This window comes from Streptomyces sp. NPDC005492, from assembly GCF_040605995.1.
GTDB lineage: Bacteria > Actinomycetota > Actinomycetes > Streptomycetales > Streptomycetaceae > Streptomyces.
Genome location: NZ_JBEXDX010000030.1, coordinates 1 through 20,147, shown reverse-complemented (window position 1 = coordinate 20,147; position 20,147 = coordinate 1). Strand labels below are relative to the sequence as shown.

At 68.5% G+C, this 20,147-nt stretch carries 17 protein-coding genes; 8 read left to right on the top strand and 9 right to left on the bottom strand.

Going from position 1 to position 20,147, the window contains the following annotated elements; genetic code table 11:
* Positions 1-8 precede the first annotated feature (8 nt).
* Complete coding sequence (locus ABZT04_RS31445) at positions 9-569, top strand: hypothetical protein (protein WP_356060365.1); 561 nt, start codon at positions 9-11, stop codon at positions 567-569.
* Here ABZT04_RS31445 and ABZT04_RS31440 read toward each other — a convergent pair.
* Positions 541-1,251, bottom strand: coding sequence for a response regulator (locus tag ABZT04_RS31440; RefSeq protein WP_356060364.1), 711 nt, complete (start codon positions 1,249-1,251; stop codon positions 541-543). The two genes, ABZT04_RS31445 and ABZT04_RS31440, sit on opposite strands and share 29 nt — an antisense overlap.
* The gene (locus tag ABZT04_RS31435; RefSeq protein WP_356060363.1) at positions 1,248-2,903 is read right to left on the bottom strand and encodes a sensor histidine kinase; all 1,656 of its coding nucleotides are present in this window, start codon (positions 2,901-2,903) and stop codon (positions 1,248-1,250) included. Before ABZT04_RS31435 ends, ABZT04_RS31440 begins: the two co-directional genes overlap by 4 nt.
* Positions 2,904-3,080: 177 nt before the next feature.
* Between ABZT04_RS31435 and ABZT04_RS31430 the strand changes: the two genes are divergently transcribed.
* The 6 genes from ABZT04_RS31430 (at position 3,081) to ABZT04_RS31405 (ending at position 10,128) form a co-directional block, all read left to right on the top strand.
* On the top strand, positions 3,081-4,490 hold the full coding sequence (locus tag ABZT04_RS31430; RefSeq protein WP_356060362.1) for a cation:dicarboxylase symporter family transporter: 1,410 nt from the start codon (positions 3,081-3,083) through the stop codon (positions 4,488-4,490).
* A gap of 208 nt (positions 4,491-4,698) precedes the next feature.
* Complete coding sequence (locus ABZT04_RS31425) at positions 4,699-5,463, top strand: DUF2127 domain-containing protein (RefSeq protein WP_356060432.1); 765 nt, start codon at positions 4,699-4,701, stop codon at positions 5,461-5,463.
* 37 nt (positions 5,464-5,500) lie between these two features.
* Entirely contained in the window at positions 5,501-6,973 is a 1,473-nt protein-coding gene (locus tag ABZT04_RS31420) for an ATP-binding protein (protein ID WP_356060361.1), read from the top strand.
* Positions 6,974-7,037: 64 nt separating this feature from the next.
* The gene (locus ABZT04_RS31415; RefSeq protein ID WP_356060360.1) at positions 7,038-7,424 is read left to right on the top strand and encodes a MerR family transcriptional regulator; all 387 of its coding nucleotides are present in this window, start codon (positions 7,038-7,040) and stop codon (positions 7,422-7,424) included.
* Positions 7,421-7,735, top strand: coding sequence for a thioredoxin (trxA, locus tag ABZT04_RS31410; RefSeq protein WP_356060359.1), 315 nt, complete (start codon positions 7,421-7,423; stop codon positions 7,733-7,735). The genes ABZT04_RS31415 and trxA overlap by 4 nt, the downstream gene beginning before the upstream one ends.
* Before the next feature lie 167 nt (positions 7,736-7,902).
* Positions 7,903-10,128: a UvrD-helicase domain-containing protein gene (locus ABZT04_RS31405; protein WP_356060431.1), complete on the top strand. Its 2,226-nt coding sequence runs from the start codon at positions 7,903-7,905 to the stop codon at positions 10,126-10,128.
* Positions 10,129-10,295: 167 nt separating this feature from the next.
* On the opposite strand, the gene ABZT04_RS31400 is transcribed toward ABZT04_RS31405, so the two are convergent.
* From ABZT04_RS31400 to ABZT04_RS31385, 4 genes are all read right to left on the bottom strand, one after another.
* Positions 10,296-11,036: an alpha/beta hydrolase gene (locus ABZT04_RS31400; protein WP_356060358.1), complete on the bottom strand. Its 741-nt coding sequence runs from the start codon at positions 11,034-11,036 to the stop codon at positions 10,296-10,298.
* 120 nt (positions 11,037-11,156) lie between these two features.
* Complete coding sequence (locus ABZT04_RS31395) at positions 11,157-11,684, bottom strand: transposase (RefSeq protein ID WP_356060430.1); 528 nt, start codon at positions 11,682-11,684, stop codon at positions 11,157-11,159.
* Positions 11,681-12,220 carry a winged helix-turn-helix domain-containing protein gene (locus ABZT04_RS31390; RefSeq protein ID WP_356060357.1) on the bottom strand — a complete coding sequence of 180 codons (540 nt, stop codon included), beginning with the start codon at positions 12,218-12,220 and terminating at the stop codon, positions 11,681-11,683. Before ABZT04_RS31390 ends, ABZT04_RS31395 begins: the two co-directional genes overlap by 4 nt.
* A 66-nt stretch (positions 12,221-12,286) precedes the next feature.
* Complete coding sequence (locus ABZT04_RS31385; protein WP_356060356.1) at positions 12,287-13,321, bottom strand: hypothetical protein; 1,035 nt, start codon at positions 13,319-13,321, stop codon at positions 12,287-12,289.
* Positions 13,322-13,607: 286 nt separating this feature from the next.
* On the opposite strand from ABZT04_RS31385, the gene ABZT04_RS31380 reads away from it, so the two are divergent.
* Positions 13,608-14,369 (top strand): class I SAM-dependent methyltransferase, encoded by a 762-nt coding sequence (locus ABZT04_RS31380; RefSeq protein ID WP_356060355.1) that lies wholly within the window; start codon positions 13,608-13,610, stop codon positions 14,367-14,369.
* 441 nt (positions 14,370-14,810) lie between these two features.
* On the opposite strand, the gene glgB is transcribed toward ABZT04_RS31380, so the two are convergent.
* From glgB to treS, 3 genes are all read right to left on the bottom strand, one after another.
* A complete protein-coding gene (gene glgB, locus ABZT04_RS31375; RefSeq protein WP_356060354.1) occupies positions 14,811-17,369 on the bottom strand; it encodes a 1,4-alpha-glucan branching enzyme in 2,559 nt (852 codons plus the stop codon).
* Between the two features lie 26 nt (positions 17,370-17,395).
* On the bottom strand, positions 17,396-18,772 hold the full coding sequence (locus tag ABZT04_RS31370) for a maltokinase (RefSeq protein ID WP_356060353.1): 1,377 nt from the start codon (positions 18,770-18,772) through the stop codon (positions 17,396-17,398).
* Positions 18,773-18,875: 103 nt separating this feature from the next.
* Positions 18,876-20,147, bottom strand: a 1,272-nt coding sequence (gene treS / locus ABZT04_RS31365) for a maltose alpha-D-glucosyltransferase (RefSeq protein WP_356060352.1), incomplete at its 5' end; no start/stop codon positions are given.

The following is a 20,147-nucleotide window of genomic DNA, read 5'->3' as shown; positions in this document are numbered from 1 at the left end:
GGACGTCGGTGCCTGAACGAGATGTCACCGCGGGCCAGTTGCTCCTCGCCGAGTACACAAGCATCAAGGACGAGCAGAAGTCCCGTATCGGCTTCCGCGACAACCTCCTCTATGTCACCCTCACGGTCGTCGCCGCCGTCATCGCCGCCGCCGCGCAGGCGAGGCAGTCCGAGATGCTGCTCGCGCTGCCGCCGGTGTGTGTCGTCCTCGGCTGGACCTACCTCGTCAACGACGAGAAGATCTCCGCGATCGGGACGTACATCCGCGACGACCTGGGCCCCCGTCTCGCCGAACTCGCCCACGCCGACACGGTCTTCGCCTGGGAGACCGCCCACCGCTCCGACCGCCGCCGCCGCTCCCGCAAGGTCATCCAGTGTGCCGTCGACCTGCTGGCGTTCTGCGTGGTGCCGTTCGCCGGGCTCGTCGTCTACTGGGCCGCGGGGGCGGGCGAAACGTCCTCCGGGCTGCTCGCCCTGTCCGCCGTCGAGGCGCTCATCGTCGTAGGACTGGGGCATCAGGTGCTGAGCTACGCGCGGCCCTTCAACTCGCCCCGCCCTGCTGCCCCTTGACCCACCGATACTGCAACTCCGGCCGCCCCACAGTCCCGTACTGCGGACTCCGCGCGGCCCGCCCCGCCTCCACCAGATGCTCCAGGTAGCGGCGGGCAGTGATCCGCGAGATCCCCACCGCCTCAGCCACCCCGGCAGCGGTGAGGCCCTCCCCGCAGTCCCGCAGAGCGACCGTTACCCGCTCCAGCGTCGGCGCGCTCAGCCCTTTGGGCAGGGCCGCGGGTGATGGGGCCCGCAACGCGGCCAGCGCGCGGTCGACCTCGTCCTGGCCGCTCGCCTCGCCCGCCGCCGCGTGGAACTCTGCGTAGCGGACGAGCCGGTCCCGCAGCGTCGCGAACGTGAACGGCTTGAGCACGTACTGCACCACCCCCAGCGACACGCCCTCCCGCACCACCGCCAGGTCCCGCGCCGACGTCACCGCTATCACGTCCGCGTGATAGCCGGCCGCCCGCAGGGAGCGGGCCAGTTGCAGGCCGTGCACGTCCGGGAGGTGCAGGTCCAGGAGGAGCAGGTCGACCTTCGTCCGCTCCAGGACGCGGCGCGCCTCCGCACCCGTGTGCGCCTTCCCGACCGCGACGAAACCGGGCACCCGGCCGACGTACATCACATGCGCGTCGGCCGCGACGGGATCGTCCTCCACGACCAGGACGCGGATGGGCTCCACAGGCTCGCCGTTCGTCATGCCTCGCCACCTCCGGAAAGCGCGCCCTCGGAGGCCCTGGCCCCGTCCCGCAACGGCAACCGCACCTCGAACACCGCCCCGCCGCCCTCCGCCTCCGCCACCGTCAGCGTCCCCTCGTGCCGGTTCACCGCCTGCCGTACCAACGCCAGCCCCAGCCCGCGACCCCCTGGCCCCGCCGGCTTCGTCGAGAAGCCGCGCTGGAAGACCGCCTCCGCGTGGGCCGGATCCACCCCCGAACCCGTGTCCGCGACCCGCAGTACCAGCGCGAGGGTGTCCACCGTGTACGCCGTCACCGTGACCCGCGCCCGCAGACTGCCCTGGGCCGCGTCCACCGCGTTGTCGATGAGGTTCCCGAGGATCGTCACCAGGTCCCGGGCGGAGAGGGACCCGGGGAGCATGCCGTCGTCGAGACAACTGTCCTCCGATACGACCAACTCGACGCCCCGCTCGTTGGCTTGAGCCGTCTTGCCCAGCAACAGGGCAGCCAGCACAGGCTCGTTGACCGCCGCGACCACCTGATCGGTGAGGGTCTGGGCGAGTTCCAGTTCAGCCGTGGCGAAGTCGACCGCTTCCTCCGCGCGCCCCAGCTCGATCAGCGAGACGACCGTGTGCAGCCGGTTCGCCGCCTCGTGCGCCTGGGAGCGCAGCGCCTGCGTGAAGCCGCGCTCGGAGTCCAACTCGCCCATGAGGGACTGGAGTTCGGTGACATCGCGGAGAGTCACCACTGTTCCCCGCCGCTCCCCGCCCGACACCGGCGAGGTGTTGACGACCAGTACCCGTGACGCCGTCAGATGCACCTCGTCCACCCGGGGCTCCGAGGACAGCAGCGCCCCCGTCAGCGGCGCGGGCAGACCCAGGCTCGCCACCGAGCGGCCCACCACCTCCGCGTCCGGGCCCACGCCCAGCAGCTCCCGTCCGCCGTCGTTCATGAGCGCCACCCGGTACTGCCCGTCGAGCATCAGCAGCCCTTCCCGCACCGCGTGCAGCGCGGCCTGGTGGTAGTCGTGCATATGGCTCAGCTCGGCCGCGTTCATGCCGTGGGTGTGGCGGCGCAGGCGCGCGTTCACGACGTACGTTCCTACGGCACCCAGTGCCAGGGCGCCGGCCGCGACCCCGATCAGGGCCGTGACCTGGTCCTGCACGCGCTGGGTGATCGCCTCGACGCGGATGCCGGCGCTGACCAGACCGATGACTTGGGTGTGGGCGCCGTTCCAGACCGGGGTCACCGCGCGGACGGACGCGCCGAGCGTACCGGTGTAGGTCTCGGTGAAGGTGCGGCCGTTGACGGCGGGCCCGATGTGACCGAGGAACTTCTTCCCGATCTGCTTCTTGTCCGGGTGCGTCCAGCGGATGCCCCGCGGGTTCATGATCGTGATGAAGTCGACCCCGGTGTCCCGCTGGACCTTCACGGAGTACGTCTCCAGGTGGGCGGTCGGGTCGGACGTACCGATGGCCGCCGCCACCGTCGGTGTGTCGGCGACCGAGCGCGCCACCGCGATGGCCTGCCGGCCGGCCGCGTCCTCGGCCTGGCTGCGGTCGCTGACGTAGGTGAACAGCGCGTACCCGGCGACGACGACCGCTATCAGCACGGCCTGCATGCCGAAGAGCTGGCCGGCGAGGCTGCGGGGACGGGGGACGTGCGGGATGCGCATGTCGTCAGTGTGCCCCTCCGGTTAAGGATGAACTAAATGAACGCAAGGGTGACCGCCCTCACAAGCCGGGAGATAGTCACCGCAACCCCCGGACGTGAGCCGCACTCGCACCCCGGGTTCCGCCGGTCGTGAGCCGCACGCCGGATGATGCCGACGACGTCGTCAAGGAGGGCAGCCGTGGCCAGCACCCCCGCACCCGCACCTGCCGCACCCGCAGCACCCCGCGCGAAGCGGGACCGTACCCACTACCTCTACCTCGCGGTGCTCGTCGCCGTCGCTCTCGGCATCATCGTCGGGTTCGCCGCGCCGGACTTCGCCAAGGAGCTGAAGCCGCTCGGTACCGGCTTCGTCGCGCTGATCAAGATGATGATCGCTCCGATCATCTTCTGCACGATCGTGCTCGGCGTCGGCTCCGTACGGAAGGCCGCGCAGGTCGGCAAGGTCGGCGGGCTCGCGCTCGGCTACTTCATCGCGATGTCGTTCGTGGCGCTGGCCATCGGCCTGGTGGTCGGCAACATCATCCACCCGGGCAGCGGCATGCACATCACCGCGGCCGTCAAGGGTGTCGGACACACGCAGGCCCAGGCCGCCGCCGAGGGCCCGGTCGACTTCCTGCTCGGGATCATCCCGACCACCTTCGTGTCGGCGTTCACCGAGGGCGAGGTCCTCCAGACGCTGCTGATCGCGCTCCTCGCGGGCTTCGCGCTGCAGGCCATGGGCCGGACCGGCGAGCCGGTGCTGCGTGGGGTCGAGTACATCCAGAAGCTGGTCTTCCGCATCCTCGGCATGATCATGTGGGCCGCGCCCGTCGGTGCCTTCGGCGCGATGGCCGCGGTGATCGGCGAGACCGGCATGGACGCGCTCAAGGCACTGGGCACGATCATGGCCGGCTTCTACATCACCTGTTTCCTGTTCGTCGTGATCGTGCTCGGCACGCTGACCAAGCTGGTCGCCAAGGTCAACCTCTTCCAGCTGCTGAAGTACCTCGGCCGCGAGTTCCTGCTGATCGTCTCCACCTCCTCCTCCGAGTCCGCGCTGCCGCGGCTCATCGCGAAGATGGAGCACCTGGGTGTCGGCCGCCCGGTCGTCGGTATCACCGTGCCGACCGGCTACTCCTTCAACCTCGACGGCACGATGATCTACCTGACCATGGCCTCGCTGTTCATCGCCGACGCCATGGACCAGCCGATGAACATCGGCCAGCAGATCGGCCTGCTGCTCTTCATGATGGTCGCCTCCAAGGGCGCGGCCGGCGTCTCCGGCTCCGGTATCGCCGTACTGGCCAGTGGTCTGCAGTCGCACAAGCCGGCCCTGGTCGACGGTGTCGGCCTGATCATCGGCATCGACCGCTTCATGAGCGAGGCCCGCGCCGTCACCAACTTCGCGGGCAACGCCGTCGCCACGCTGCTCATCGGCACCTGGACCGGCCAGGTCGACAAGGAGCGGGTGAACCGGGTCCTCGCGGGTGAACTGCCCTTCGACGAGACGACGTTGCTCGACGAGAAGGAGGGCGAGGAGCACCTCGACGTGGTGCCCGAGCAGGGCGGTATCGAGCACGGTGGCGAGAAGGAACTCGCCAAGGCCTGACCGGCCCCACCGGCGGGGCGCCCGGACCCACCTGAACTCGGTCCGGACGCCTCAGGGATTCCGGGCGGCTGGGTGTCCCCCCGTCGCTCAGCCGCCCGGTCCACCTCCCCCTCGTTCAAGCGGATGCACTAGCGTGCCGTGCCGTGCCGGAAACCTTCGGCGCGGCACGGCACGACGCGTTTCGGTGGGAGTCACGGGGGCCATGGGCATGAAGATCGACTGGGACCGGCGGCACTGCGCACGGCACGGGCACGTGACGTACGCGCCCGACGAGACGGCGCTACGGGAGCGGCTGCGGGCCGAGACCGGGCTCGGGACGGCGTGGCGGTGTCTGCGCTGCGGCGACTTCGTGCTCGGCGACCCGCACGGGTCGGGGCCCGCCGAGCACGCCCCGCTGGTGCCGCGCGGGAAGGTGCTGCGGGATCTGTTCATCCTGCGGTTCCTGGCGATCGAGCGGGCCGTGCGCGGAGTGTTCATCGTGCTGGTGGCCGCCGCGGTGTGGAAGTTCAGCAACAGCCAGGACTCGGTGCGCAAGCTCTTCGACGACTACCTGGACGTCTTCCGCCCGGTCTTCAAGCACTTCCACTACGACCTCGACCACTCGCCCGTCGTCGGCTCCATCCAGAAGACCTTCGGCTACAAGCACTCCACGCTGGTCCTGGTCGCCGTACTGCTGCTGGCGTACGCGCTGATCGAACTCGTCGAGGCCGGCGGCCTCTGGTACGCCAAGCGCTGGGCGGAGTATCTGACGGTGGTCGCCACCGCCGCGTTCCTGCCGCTGGAGATCTACGAACTCACCGAACACATCAGCTGGTTGAAGATCGCCACCCTCGTCCTCAACGTCCTCGCCGTCCTCTACATCGCCCTCGCCAAGCGGCTGTTCGGCCTGCGCGGCGGCCGCAAGGCCTTCGACGAGGAGCGCGAGAGCGCGTCCTTGCTGGAGGTGGAGACGTCCGCGGGGGTCATGGTCTGACACCCTGGTCCGACACATCGGAACTATGGAGGCGGACATGGGCGAACCGGGCGGAGTGGAGATCGTCAGCGCGGCGGAGTACGAGCGCCGGTACGGGGCCGGACGCGAGCCCTCACCGCTGTCGATGGAGCAGATCGGCGTCCTGTTCCACGAGTTCCTCGCCGCCGTGGCCCGCCCGAAACGCACGGACGACGACCACGCCCGCAACCTCACCAAGCGTCTGTGCGACCACCTCGGCACCGCGCCCGCCGACCGGCCCGTCGTCAAGGCCGCGTATCCGCCCTACGACCTCCCCAACGTGCATCTCGCGCTGGAGAACTGGTTCGCCGCGGACGGCCGTTCCTACGAACTGGTCGGCATGCGGGGCGCGCAGAACCGCGGTGATCTCACGCTCGGCGACATCCTCGAAGCCGCCGACCGGCACGACCGGTTCACGATCGGCGCCGTCGACTACGCGCAGCTGCCGGTCTCGCCCGACGCCGAACTCGCCTGTGTCTCCTGCGGGTTCTACCTCGGCGCGGACGGCGACGACCGGTTCGCGGTACTGCTGCGCGGACCGGCCGACGAATACGGGCGCGACAAGGTCGAGATCGAAGTCCTCGCGCGGGACAAGGAGTTCGCGGACCGACTGCTCGCCGAGATCGACGCACTGGTGCTTGAGCACAACATCTTCCGCGGCCAGGTGCTGTCCTTCGAGGGCTCCGAATTCGGCCAGGGCCTCGGCCCGTTCCGCTTCCACCGCCGCCCCGCGCTGACCCGGGACGACATCGTCCTCCCCGAGGGACTCCTGGAGCGTGTCGAACGCCAGGTCGTCGGCGTGGCCCGCCGCCGCGCCCAACTCCGCGCGGCCGGCCAGCACTTGCGCCGAGGTCTCCTCCTCTACGGCCCGCCCGGCACCGGCAAGACCCACACGATCCGCTATCTCCTCTCCCACCTCCCGCAGTTCACGGTCGTCGTCCTCTCCGGTACGAGCATCGATGCCATCGGTCCCGCCTGTGCGCTGGCCCGGATGCTCCAGCCCGCGCTCGTCGTCCTGGAGGACTGCGACCTGATCGCCGAGGCCCGCGACCATGGCGGCGAACAGCCCCTGCTCTTCCAGGTGTTGAACGAGATGGACGGCCTGAGCGACGACGCCGACGTGGCCTTCCTCCTCACCACCAACCGCGCCGACCTCCTCGAACCGGCTCTGATCCAACGCCCCGGCCGAGTCGACCTGGCCGTCGAGATCCCCCTCCCGGACGCCCCGGGCCGCGCCCGCCTCCTCGACCTCTACGGCACCGGCCTCGACCTCGGCGAAGAGGTGACCGAGGAGGTCGTCTCCCGCACGGAGGGCACGACGGCGTCCTTCACGAAGGAACTGGTACGCCGGTCCGTGCTGATCGCGGCGGAACGCGAGTCGCCGCGCACCGAACCGGCCGACGTCCGCGCGGCCCTCGACGAACTCCTGTCCGACCGGGACCAGTTGACGCGGCGGTTGCTCGGGGTACGTCCACCTTCCGAGGAGTCCTAGCCGGCCCCATGTCCCGTTTCCCGGCGTTGCCTTGACGCCCGCGTCAAGGATTACCGTCGTAGGCATGCGAATCGGCGAGCTGGCCGCGCGGGCCGGGACCACCACGCGGGCGTTGCGGTACTACGAGTCGCGGGGGTTGCTGCCCGCGCGGCGCGGGGGGAACGGGTATCGGACGTACGACGAGGGGGATCTGAAGCTGCTGCGGCAGATCAGGACCTTGCAGGACTTCGGGTTCGACCTGGAGGAGACGCGGCCCTTCGTGGAGTGTCTGCGGGCCGGGCATCCGGAAGGGGACTCGTGCCCGGCGTCGCTCGCGGTCTACCGGCGGAAGCTGGCCGAACTGGATTCCCTGATCGGGGAGTTGCAGGCGGTGCGGGCGGAGATCGGGGTGCGGCTGGCGTCGGTCGAGGAGCCATCACCGTTGTGCGAACTGGGAGGGCGGGACCTGTGATCGATGTGACGGACGAGAATTTCGCGGCCGAGGTGATCGGGGCGGAGCTGCCGGTGCTGGTGGAGTTCACGGCGGACTGGTGTCCGCCGTGCCGGCAGATGGGGCCGGTACTGCGGGCCCTCGCCGCCGAGGAGGCGGACCGGCTGAAGGTGGTGCAGTTGAACGTGGACCAGAATCCGGAGATCACCAACGCCTACAAGGTTCTCTCGATGCCCACGTTCATGGTCTTCCGGGGTGGTGAGCCGGTGAAGTCCATGGTGGGAGCGCGGCCCAAGCGCCGACTGCTGGCGGAACTGGACGACGTGATCTGAGCCGCTGACGCGAGAGTCCTGGAACGAGAAAATCCCCTGAGCAATTGCGCTCGGGGGATTTCTTTGCGTATATTCAATGGTTCGCGACTTCGCGGGAATTGAGTCGCGAAGAGGTTCAGTGAGCACAGTATATATGTCCGGGAGTGGAATTGTCAAACAGCGATGAAATTCACGGTGAGCAGGAATTCATCGACGGTCTGTACGCACGCGTGGACGCGCTGCGCGGCGCCACCGAGGACTCCGTCACGGACGCGCTCGGGCAGGGCAACACGCCCATGCAGGCCCGGCTGGAGCGGGACATCCTGGTCGCCGAGCGCTCGGGGCTGCTCGCCGCGCTGAACGCCGTGGACGGCTCGCTCTGCTTCGGCCGGATCGACCTGACCTCCGGGGTCCGGCACCACATCGGCCGGATCGGCATCCGTGCCGCCAACTCCGATCTCACACCGATCCTGATCGACTGGCGGGCCGATGTCGCCCGCCCCTTCTACCTCGCCACCGGCCACACCCCGATGGGCCTGCGCCGCCGCCGGCACCTCACCACCGACGGCCGCCGCGTCACCGCCCTGCACGACGAGATCCTCGACCTCGGCGACGCCACCCGCACCGGCCACGAGGACCCGACCGGCGACGCCGTGCTGCTCGCCGCGCTCAACTCCGCGCGCACCGGCCGGATGAGCGACATCGTGCAGACCATCCAGGCCGAACAGGACGAGATCATTCGGGCCCCGCACCGCGGGGTGCTCGTCGTCGAGGGCGGTCCCGGCACCGGCAAGACCGCCGTCGCGCTGCACCGGGCCGCGTATCTCCTCTACGAACACCGGGAGTTGCTGGCGAAACGGGCCGTCCTCATCGTCGGCCCGAACCCCGCCTTCCTCGGCTACATCGGCGAGGTGCTGCCCTCCCTCGGCGAGACCGGCGTCCTCCTCGCGACGGTCGGCGAACTCTTCCCCGGCGTGAAGGCCACGGCCACCGACAGCCGGGCGGCCGCCGCGGTGAAGGGCCGTGCCGACATGGCGGACGTGCTCGCCGCCGTCGTACGCGACTGGCAGTCGCTGCCCGACCCGGTGATCGCGATCGAGCACGACCGCGAGATCCTCATGCTCGACGACGGCCTGGTCCGGATGGCCCGCGACCGCACCCGCGAGGCCCGGCTCCCGCACAACGCGGCCCGCGAGCACTTCGAGGGCCACATCCTCAACACCCTCACCGAGATGGTCGCCGAACGCATCGGCACCGACCCCTTCGACGGGGGCAACCTGCTCGACCCGAGCGACATCACGCAGATCCGCGACGAACTCGCCGAGAACCCCGAAGTCTGGGCCGCCATCGACCAGTTGTGGCCGCGCCTGACCCCGCAGTACCTCGTCGCGGACTTCCTCGCCGACCCCGTCGGTTATGTCTCCGACGACGACGCGGACGCCATCCGCCGCCCGGTGACCCGCGAGTGGACCGTGGCGGACGTACCGCTGCTCGACGAGGCCGCCGAACTCCTCGGCCGCGACGACCGGGTGGCCCGGGCCCGCGCCGAACGCGAACGCGAGAACCAAGTGTCCTTCGCACAGGGTGTGTTGGACGTGTCCTTCGCCTCCCGGACCTACGAGTTCGAGGACAAGGAGGAGGACGACCCGGAGGGCTCCGAGGTGCTCTCCGCGCACGACATCATCGACGCCGAGCGCTTCGCCGAGCGGCACGAGGAGGAGGACCACCGCAGCGCCGCCGAGCGCGCGGCGGCCGACCGTACCTGGGCCTTCGGCCACATCATCGTCGACGAGGCACAGGAACTCTCCCCGATGGCCTGGCGGTTGCTGATGCGCCGCAGCCCCACCCGCTCGATGACCCTGGTCGGCGACCCGGCCCAGACCGCCGAGCCGGCCGGTGTCGGCTCCTGGTCGGAGATCCTCGCCCCCTACGTCGAGGACCGCTTCAGCCACACCCGCCTCGGCGTCAACTACCGCACCCCCGCCGAGATCATGGACCTCGCGGCGGCCGTCGTCCGCGCCGAGAACCCGGCCTTCGAACCGCCGAGTTCGGTACGGTCCACAGGTGTACGACCCTGGGTCCGCGCCACCGACGACCTCCCCGGCGCCGTCGCCAAGGCGGTCGCCGAACTCACCCCCACCGAGGGCCGCCTCGCCGTCATCGCCCCACGCGACCTGCACCGCAGGCTGGCCGCGCACCTGGACGGCGTCACCGCAGGCACCGAACCGGACCTGACCCAGACCGTCGTCCTGCTCGACCCACGACAGGCCAAGGGGTTGGAGTTCGACTCCGTACTCGTGGTCGAGCCGGGGCGGTACGGCACGAGCGACCTGTATGTGGCGCTGACTCGGGCGACCCAGCGGCTTGGGGTACTTCACACCGGGGCGCTACCAAAGGCGCTGACGGAACTCTGAGCAGGCGTCGGGCTGCGTGGGCCGGCCGTCTTCGCTGTCCCGGCCGCGGCATCGCGGGCAACGAAGACGGAACTGACGATCCAAGCCGGACGCTACTGAAGTTGAATGCGTGATGTCGGCCTGTTCGGGATCAGCTGTCCATGATCAGGCCGACATCACGCATTCACTCAGTAGCGGCCGAGGAATCCTTCGACCACTGTCGCCAGGGCCTCCGGGCTCTCATCCGGGGCGAAGTGGCCGACGTCGTCGAAGACCTCGAGCTCGGCGTTCGGATACCACTGCAGCCAGGTGGACCGCATGGTCTCGGGGCCCATCGCCGGGTCGTTCGCACCGGCTACGACAAGCACCGGGGTTGGATTTCCCTCGACCCGCTCGTGGATGTCGGAGCCACGAGTCCAGGATTCGAGGTACGAGCGCAGGGCCGCCGACGAGGAGCGTTCAGAGCCGCTCACTCTGGCATCCAGCCATGCATCGTCGTGCTGGCTGCCGGTGGTGACGTCGAAGATCGTCCTGCGGTTGCCGGAATCCTCCACGGCCCCGACGAACAGGTCCCACATCTCCCCTTCAAGTGGGAACCCGGACGCTGGTACCGGCGAGATGCCGACGATCGAGCGGACCCGCGAGGGGGCGTCCAGCAACATCAGCTGGGCCGCCTTGCCGCCCATGGAGTGACCGATGACCGAGAAGGTGTTCCAGCCGAGGTCGTCGGCCACGGCGAGGGCGTCCGCCGCGATCTCCTCCATCGTGTACGTGCCGGTGGTGTCCATCGCTTCGCCGTACCCACGGCAGTCCACGAACGCATAACTGAACGCGCTCCCGTCCAGGTACCGCCGCAGATCGGCGAAACTCGATCTGTCGCTGAGCCAGTGGTGGAGTGCGAGGACCCGCTCCGGACCGCTGCCCTGCACCTCGTACGGAATTACGTGTCCAGCTGCATGACCTGTCACAACGTTGGGTCTCCCTCTCCGGGCCGGGCCGGAATCCCGCCGGCTTGAGACTTCGTCCCAACGGCGTATGCGTGATGCCGGTCAGCCGTCCATGATCAGGCCGGTGCCGGCCAGGCAGCCGCCGACCAGGTCCGGGCGGTACTGGATCTGCTTGAGCTTGTGCTTGACGGCGCGGGTGATCTGGCCGAGGTTGGCTGCGGCGAGGTTGCCGATGTCGCGCTTGACCAGCGACCAGATGCCCTCTTGCGGGTTGAGGTCCGGCGAGTAACTCGGCAGCTGGAAGACAGTGAGCCAGTCCGCGTGATCGACGATGAACTCGCGCATCGGTTCGACCAGGTGCATACGCAAGTTGTCCCACACGAGCACGATCGGGCCGCCGAGCTGAATGTGGGCCCTGACCAGCAGGTCGCGCAGGTCACGCCAGCCGATGCCCTTCGGCTCGCCCTTGCGGCCTCGGTACTCCCGGACCGAGTAGAACATCCGGGAGCGCTTCCCCGGCTTGTAGCAGGTCAGCCCGGCCATGGACACCCGTCCCGAACCCCGGCCGCGGACCCGGACCACCGGCGTGCAGCCTCTGCGCCCCCAGCTCTTCGCACGCGGCGGCGTCATCGACTGCCCGGCTTCGTCCTCGAAGACGATCCAGCCGTTGCACGCCGCCGCGGTGCTCTTACCAGCGGCCAGATCTCCTTCTTCCACACCTCGACCGCCTGGTCGTCGCGCTCGATCGCCCGGCGGGCCGGCTGCTGCCAGGACCAGCCGTGCCGCTTCAGCAGCAGCCAGGTGCCCTCCACCGTGAAGCTCACGTGGAACAGCCGGCCGATCAGCGTCTTGATCCGCACCAGTGTCCACCGCTGGTCGGCCCAGCCGTGGACCAACGGCCCGCGTCCCAACTCCCGTTCCAGCCTGACGATCTGTTTCTCGTTGAGCCTCGGTCGCCCAGGCGATCCCTTCGACAGGACCCCCGCTTCGCCGCGCTCGCGCCACTGGCGGCGCCACCGCTCCACGGACCGCTCGCTGACCCGCAACGCGGCAGCGATCTCCCTGTTCTTCCGCCCGTCTTCGAATCGTTCCACGGCCTGAAGCCGGACGCACTCCCGCGCGGCTCTCCCGGCGTCGGTCAACCCGCCGCCCTGTGCGTATCTCACGGTCCACGGCTACCGGAGCGGACCGGCCGCCGTCAGGCGAACGGCTCCGACATCACCCAATCAAGTTCAGTACAGCGGTCGAGGAACGCGCCACTGCTTCGTCAGTCCGCTGGCGTGGGCTGCACCGTTCTCCACGTCGTCAGGATGAACTATTGCATCCGGAATGTTCATGTAGTGCATCAAGGGAGGCACGTGAACCTTGAGACTTCGGCCCATACGAGTGTGCGGACAGGGAAAAGTACCCTTCCTGACCATCTGGTAGGCAGCAGATTCAGTGATTCCCAATGCTTCTGCTGCGGCGGAGATCCCGATGAACGATGGAAAGAAGTCGGAGATGTAGTAGTAGTGGCTTGATCCGAGCAGGCTGCTGCGGGCCAGCATGGGTGCGTTCGAGGCCCGTGATATCACGTCCGGCCGACGGCCGGCGCGCAGGTCGTCGTGAAAGCGGGTGGCGGCGTCCATACAGTTGTGCTTGTGAAATAGTGCACCGTTCCGCTCACCTCGAATCTGTTCGGCAACAGCCGGATCTCGCGGGTCGGTGTTATGAATGATCGAAGACGGTTTGAGACCCGGCAGTTCCGGAGTGTCAGCGGTTTCGAGGAAGTCCTCCGGACGTTCGATGACGGTCTCGCGGGTCTGATCCGTGGCCCGCTGGTAGGCGGCTCGGATCGCTGCCTTTCGCATGAGTACGGGTACGTCACGAGGAGGTACACCTTGAACTGTTTCTGTCCAGATGGTGAGGCCTGCCTCGAACATGTCGGAGCGTACGTCCGACAGGTCTACGTAAAGATCCCGAGAGATTCGGACGGAGCGTCCATGGAGTGAGGCCATGACGCAATCCAAAACAATCATGCGCCACTTGTCATTGCCGCGCATGTCATGGAGTCGTCCCATCGCTACCATCGATTCCCATAGGCGAGACGGTTTGGGCTGTCCTTTTATCATGGTAGCGCTGGCGCGAAAAGCGCCATACTTGGGGTGGCGTGTGATTTCGCAGCGCTTTGAGTCGCCCGCGTGAACGCAAATCGGTTCTTCACCGCAGGCGCGTGAAACATATTGCATGACGTAATCGAAAGCGTCAGCCACGATCAGTGCTCCCATACTTGATCCCTCGGGATGGGTAAGCAGAGCATGGGGTTGAGCTGAGTGGTGGATCTCCGTTATTTCGGAGTTAGTCGATAATTGCTCGATACTGACAGTGTGGAAAATGTGCAGTATCTGAACTTGTTCTATTAACCCCCTTGGGGCTGCGGTGGTGAGTGTTCTGTGCCACAGAAGGGTGATCACCAGAAAGGCTCACATGGCCCCCGGAGACTCGGCACTACGTCCTCGACAACCAGGATGTCCGGATTCCCCATCGGGGGCGGCCCTGGGTACGTTCGGCTGCATGGTTGATGACTGCTTCGGGCATCCGCGACTCGCTGCGATCTACGATCCACTCGACACCGACCGCAACGATCTCGACCCCTATCTCCGCATAGTGGACGAGTTCGGGGTGTGCCGGGTTCTGGACATCGGCTGCGGCACAGGGGTGTTCGCGCTCCTGCTGGCCGACCGTGGTGTCGATGTGGTCGGCGTCGATCCCGCTCAGGCGTCCATCGACATCGCCCGGGCTAAACCGGGCGCTGAGCGGGTGCGCTGGATCAGCGGCGACGCGACAGTTCTCCCGCCACTACGGGTCGACCTCGTGGCGATGACGGCGAATGTCGCCCAGGCCATCGTTGACCAGGACACCTGGCAGAAGACGCTGCGTGGAGCCTACGAGGCGCTCCGGCCCGGCGGCCTGCTGGTCTTCGAGACCCGTGATCCGGCCAGTCGTGCCTGGGAAGAGTGGACGCAAGAGAACTCCTACCGCGTGACGGAGATCCCGGGCGTCGGCCCAGTCGAGAGCTGGGTCCAGTTGATCGAGGTGGACCTGCCCCTGGTGACCTTCCGAGGGACGTACGTCTTCGCAGCGGACGGACAGGTGCTGACCTCAGATTCGACGCTGCGTTTCCGGGAACGTGAGGAGACCGAGGCGGACCTGCTCACGCACGGCTATGTCGTGCAGGACGTGCGCGATGCGCCTGACCGAACAGGCAGAGAGTTCGTCTTCCTCGCTCGACGCTCCGAGAGTTCCCGATCCGGGCTAAACAGCATCCGACACTGAAAGGAGTGGCGGCGAGGGCGGTGCTACGAACTCACTCCGCCTAGCGGTGAACGACAGGAGACCGTGGAAGGGGTGGCCTCCAGTCCGGCGGCAACAGGGCCCATGAACAGCGGTCCAGCCATTCCCTGAATCGGATGGGTGGGGCGCCGCCGAAGTGGTCCAAGAGGAGCGGGGCGATCCGGTCGCAGGAACTAGGAAATGGGCAGCAGCGCACGCCGCTCCTCATCGTTCCCGTCCCACCACCAGCCGCGCCCGCTCCGCTCAAGACGGGAGGGCGCCTCTCCCGCGCTCACCTCGCAGAGACAGGACCGGTACTCCTCGGCAAAAGACCCGCCGAGTTTCTGTTCCGCCTCGACGATCTCTACCTCGGTGAGGGGCGACTCTGCCGAGCCAGGCTGATCCGAAAGGCAAGTCTCAGCGCCACTTGGCCGCGCTGTCCTGTCAGGCCGGCCGCAGCCAGACCGTAGCCAGCGGCGGCAAGGTCAGTCGGATGCTGGCCGGGCGGCCGTGCCATGCCGTTGGTTCTGGCTTGACGGGGGCCGGGTTGGTGACGTCGCTGCCGCCGTAGGCGGCGGTGTCGGTGTTGAGGGCTTCGTGCCAGGCCGGGATGTCGTCGGGGATGCCGAGGCGGTAGTCGTGGCGGACGACGGGGGAGAGGTTGCTGACGGCGAGGAGGGGGGAGCCGTCGGCGTCGTACCGAAGGAATGCGAAGACGTTGTCCTCGGCCGCGTCGCCGGTGATCCATTGGAAGCCTGCGGGGTCTGTGTCGAGCTGCCACAGGGCCGGGGTGTGGCGGTACACCGTGTTGAGGTCGCGGACCAGGTCGCGTACGCCCCGGTGGTCGGCTTCGGCGCCGTAGGCCGGGTCGAGGAGCCACCAGTCGGGGCCGTGGGTCTCGGACCACTCGGCGCCCTGGGCGAACTCCTGGCCCATGAAGAGGAGTTGCTTGCCCGGGTGGGCCCACATGAAGGCGAGGTAGGCCCTGAGGTTGGCGCGTTGTTGCCACCAGTCGCCGGGCATCTTCGAGACCAACGAGCGTTTGCCGTGGACCACTTCGTCGTGCGAGATCGGCAGGACGTAGTTCTCGCTGTACGCGTACACCATCGAGAACGTCATCTCGCCGTGGTGGTGCTTGCGGTGGAACGGCTCGTGCGACATGTAGTCGAGCGAGTCGTGCATCCAGCCCATGTTCCACTTCAGGCCGAAGCCGAGACCTCCGGTGTCGGTGGGCCGGGTCACGCCGTCCCACGCGGTGGATTCCTCGGCGATCGTGACCACGCCGGGCACCCTGCGGTACACCGTCGCGTTCATCTCCTGGAGGAAGGCGACCGCGTCGAGGTTCTCCCGGCCGCCGTGCTCGTTCGGGGTCCACTGGCCCGGCTCGCGGGAGTAGTCGAGGTAGAGCATCGAGGCGACCGCGTCCACGCGCAGGCCGTCGATGTGGAACTCCTCGCACCAGTAGACGGCGTTCGCCACCAGGAAGTTGCGCACCTCACGGCGGCCGAAGTCGAACTCCAGGGTGCCCCAGTCGGGGTGCGCGGCCCGGAGCGGGTCCTCGTGCTCGTACAGCGGGCGTCCGTCGAACTCGGCCAACGCCCAGTCGTCGCGCGGGAAATGGGCGGGCACCCAGTCCATGATGACGCCGATGCCGGCCTGATGCAGCGCGTCGACCAGGAACTTGAAGTCGTCCGGGGTGCCCAGGCGTGCGGTCGGCGCGTAGAAACCGGTGACCTGGTAGCCCCAGGAACCGCCGAAGGGGTGCTCGGCGACCGGCATCAGCTCGACGTGGGTGAAGCCCAAGTCCCTTACGTAGGCGGGGAGTTGCTCGGCTATCTGGCGATACGTCAGACCGGGGCGCCAGGAGGCGAGATGGATCTCGTAGACGGAAAGGGGCGCCTGGTGGGTGGGGAGTTCGGCGCGTGCGGCGAGCCACTCCTCGTCGCCCCACTCGTAGTGCGAGGCGTCCACGATCGAGGACGTGTTCGGCGGGACCTCGGTGCGGCGGGCCATCGGGTCGGCGCGCAGGGTCTTGGAACCGTCGGGCCGGGTGATCTCGAACTTGTACAGCTCGCCCTCGCCGATGCCCGGCACGAACAGCTCCCAGACACCGGTGCCGCCGAGCGAGCGCATCGGGGCGCCGGTCCCGTCCCAGAAGTTGAAGGTGCCGGCCAGCCGTACGCCCCGGGCGTCCGGCGCCCACACGGTGAAGCGGGTGCCGGTGACGCCCTGGTGTGTCATCGGCCGCGCCCCGAGCGCCTGCCACAGCTCCTCGTGTCGGCCCTCGCCGATCAGATGCAGGTCCAGATCACCGAGCGCGGGCAGGAAACGGTAGGCGTCCTCGACCTCCTGCGCACTCCCCTCGTACGTCACGAGAAGCCGGTACTCCGGCACGCCCAGCAGGGGGAGCAGCCCCGAGAAGAACCCGTTCCCGTCGTCGTGCAACTCGGCCGTCGACTCCCCGGTCACGACACTCACGCCCAGCGCGAACGGCCGGAACACCCGGAACGCGACCCCGCCGGGGACCGGGTGGCCGCCCAGCACGGAGTGCGGGGCGTGGTGGGTTCCGTGGAGCAGACGCTCGCGGTCGATGGCGTCGAGCGCGGGTGACACGGCGATCTCCGGGGAGACGGGGACGGGGGGAGGGGTGGGGGTGTCGGCGGTCATCGTCTTCCGCGTGCCCTTCTTCTCGGTCACGGACGTCGTCGTCTTCCCGGCCGCGTTCTTGGCCGCGTTCTTCGCCATGCTCTTGGCCGAGGCCTTCTTCTCCGCGCCGCTCTTCTTCCCCACGCCCTGCTTCCCCGCGCTCTTCTTCGCCCCGGCCTTCTTCGCCAAGGCCTTCTTCGTCGTCGCTCCGGTGGTCCTGGCCCGCTCCGCCGCGGCCTTCTTCTTCGCGCTGCCGCCGTGCTTCTTCTTGAGGGGCGTCGGCGACTGCTCGGTGGTGCTCTGCTCCTCGGCCGGCTTCTTGGGATCCGGACCGTTGGACGGGGGGCGCGGGGTCACGGGGGGAGCCTCCTGGACGAGGTGGGTCAGGTGGTGGGGCCGGCGAGGCGGCGCACTGCCGACAGGGGGACCGGGAGCCAGTCGGGGCGGTGCCGGGCTTCGTAGAGGACCTCGTAGATCGCCTTGTCGGTCTCGTAGGCCCGGAGCAGGACGGGATCGGTGCGGGGGTCCACGCCGGTGATCTCCGCGTACCCGGAGCAGTACGCCGCCCTGCACGTCCCCGCCCAGTCCCGTGCAGGCGGGGTCTCCGAGTGGGCCGCGTAGTCGAAGGAACGGAGCATCCCCGCGATGTCCCGCACCGGAGGCTGGGGCATACGGCGCTCCGCCAGGGGCCGGGACGGCTCGCCCTCGAAGTCGATCAGCGACCATTCCCCGGAGGGCGAGTACAGGCACTGGCCCAGATGCAGATCGCCGTGGATGCGCTGCGCGGTCCAGGTGTGCCCTTCGGCCGCCAGGTCGGCCAGCGCCGAGAACGCCGAGTGCAGGCCGGGGGCGTACGGCCGTAGCGCGGGGACGGCCTGCGCCGCCGCGTCGAGGCGTTCGCTCATGCCGGTGACCAGGAGCTGGAGTTGGGCATGGCCCAGGGTCACCGTGGGCAGCGCCCGAGCCAGCGCCACATGCACCTCGGCCGTCGCGCGGCCCAGCGCCCGCGCCTCCGCGCCGAAGTCCTCGCCCTTGGCCAGCTCGCGCAGCGCCAGTTCCCAGCCGTCGGCCGCGCCCTGCACGAAGGGCTGGAGCACCCCGAGGACATACGGCTCCTCGGCGGACTCCGCCCGCAGCCACGCCGTCGGCGCGGGCACCCGGGGGCAGCCTTCCAGGGCGAGGGCCAGCGGGAGTTCCAGGTCGGGGTTGGTGCCGGGGACGATCCGGCGCAGCAGCTTCAGGATGAACGTATCGCCGTAGACGACGGACGAGTTGGACTGCTCGGCGGTCATCAGGCGCGGCACCAGACCGGGCCGGATCTCCGGGCCGCCCGGGGCCCGTTCGAAGCGCAGCCCGCCGATGCGGGCCTGGGTGCGCAGCGCCTCCAGGAGCACCTCGGCGGGCCGGGTGTCGTACAGGGCCTCGTACACCGTGCGACCGGCGAGCGGGCCCTCCTCCACATGTCCGATCAGCGCGGGCGCGAGCCGGGGTGGCAACGCCTCGCGCACGCCTATGAGCAGTTGGTAGCAGTCGCCCGGCGCGGGTGACTGGTGGGCGCGGACCAGGAGGTGGTAGAGGCCCAGCGGGCCGTCCGCCGGAAGGAGTTCGGTGGCCGCCACCAGTGAGAAACCGGTGACGGGACGGCCCTTGCCCGCGAACCACCGCTGTCTCGGCAGCCAGTCCCGCAGGAGCGGGTCGAGCGAGGCGAGGAGGCCGGGACCGGGACTGGTCCGGCCGGAAAGTGTGACAGTTTCGGCCATAACGTCACGTTCCTTTCCCCGGGGAGTGGTCGGGGTGTCACTGTTGCGTGCCCCGGGCGGGGCGGGGGAAACCGAAACCGCCCCGCCCCGCAGGGCCGGACCTCTAGGCGGCGTCCTTCCGGAGCCGGAACCAGTAGAAGCCGTGCCCCGCCAGCGTCAGCAAGTACGGCAGCTCTCCTACGGCCGGAAAGCGCACCCCGCCGAACAGCTCGACCGGATGCCTCCCATTGAACGCCGACAGGTCGAGTTCCGTCGGCTGCGCGAACCGCGAGAAGTTGTTCACGCACAGGACGAGGTCGTCCTCGTACTCGCGCAGGAACGCGATCACCGCCGGGTTCGACGACGGCAACTCCCGGTACGAGCCGAGGCCGAACGCCAGGTTCTGCTTACGGATCTCGATCATGCGGCGGGTCCAGTGCAGCAGCGAGGAGGGCGACGACATCGACGCCTCGACGTTGGTGACCTGGTAGCCGTAGACGGGGTCCATGATGGTCGGCAGTGACAGCCGGCCGGGGTCACAGGACGAAAAACCTGCGTTGCGATCAGGTGTCCACTGCATCGGCGTGCGCACGGCGTCGCGGTCGCCGAGCCAGATGTTGTCGCCCATGCCGATCTCGTCGCCGTAGTACAGGATCGGCGAGCCGGGCAGCGACAGCAGCAGGGCGGTGAACAGCTCGATCTGGTTGCGGTCGTTGTCCAGGAGGGGGGCCAGCCTGCGCCGGATGCCGATGTTGGCGCGCATACGCGGGTCCTTCGCGTATTCGGCCCACATGTAGTCGCGTTCCTCGTCGGTGACCATTTCCAGGGTCAGCTCGTCGTGGTTGCGCAGGAAGATGCCCCACTGGCAGCCGGACGGAATCGCCGGGGTCTTGGCCAGGATTTCCGACACCGGATAGCGGGATTCACGGCGGACGGCCATGAAGATCCGGGGCATGACCGGGAAGTGGAATGCCATATGGCATTCGTCGCCGCCGCTCTGGAAGTCGCCGAAGTAGTCGACGACGTCCTCGGGCCACTGGTTCGCCTCCGCCAGCACCACCGTGTCCGGATACTGGGCGTCGATCTCCTTGCGCACCCGGCGGAGGAACTCATGCGTTGCCGGAAGGTTTTCGCAGTTGGTGCCCTCGGCCGCGAAGAGGTACGGGACCGCATCCAGGCGGAAGCCGTCGATGCCCAGGTCCAGCCAGAACTTCAGCGCCGAGAGGATCTCCTCCTGGACGGCCGGGTTCTCGTAGTTGAGGTCCGGTTGGTGGGAGAAGAAGCGGTGCCAGAAGTACTGCTTGCGGACGGGGTCGAAGGTCCAGTTGGAGGCTTCGGTGTCGACGAAGATGATGCGGGCGTCGGGGTACTGCTTGTCGTCGTCCGCCCACATGTA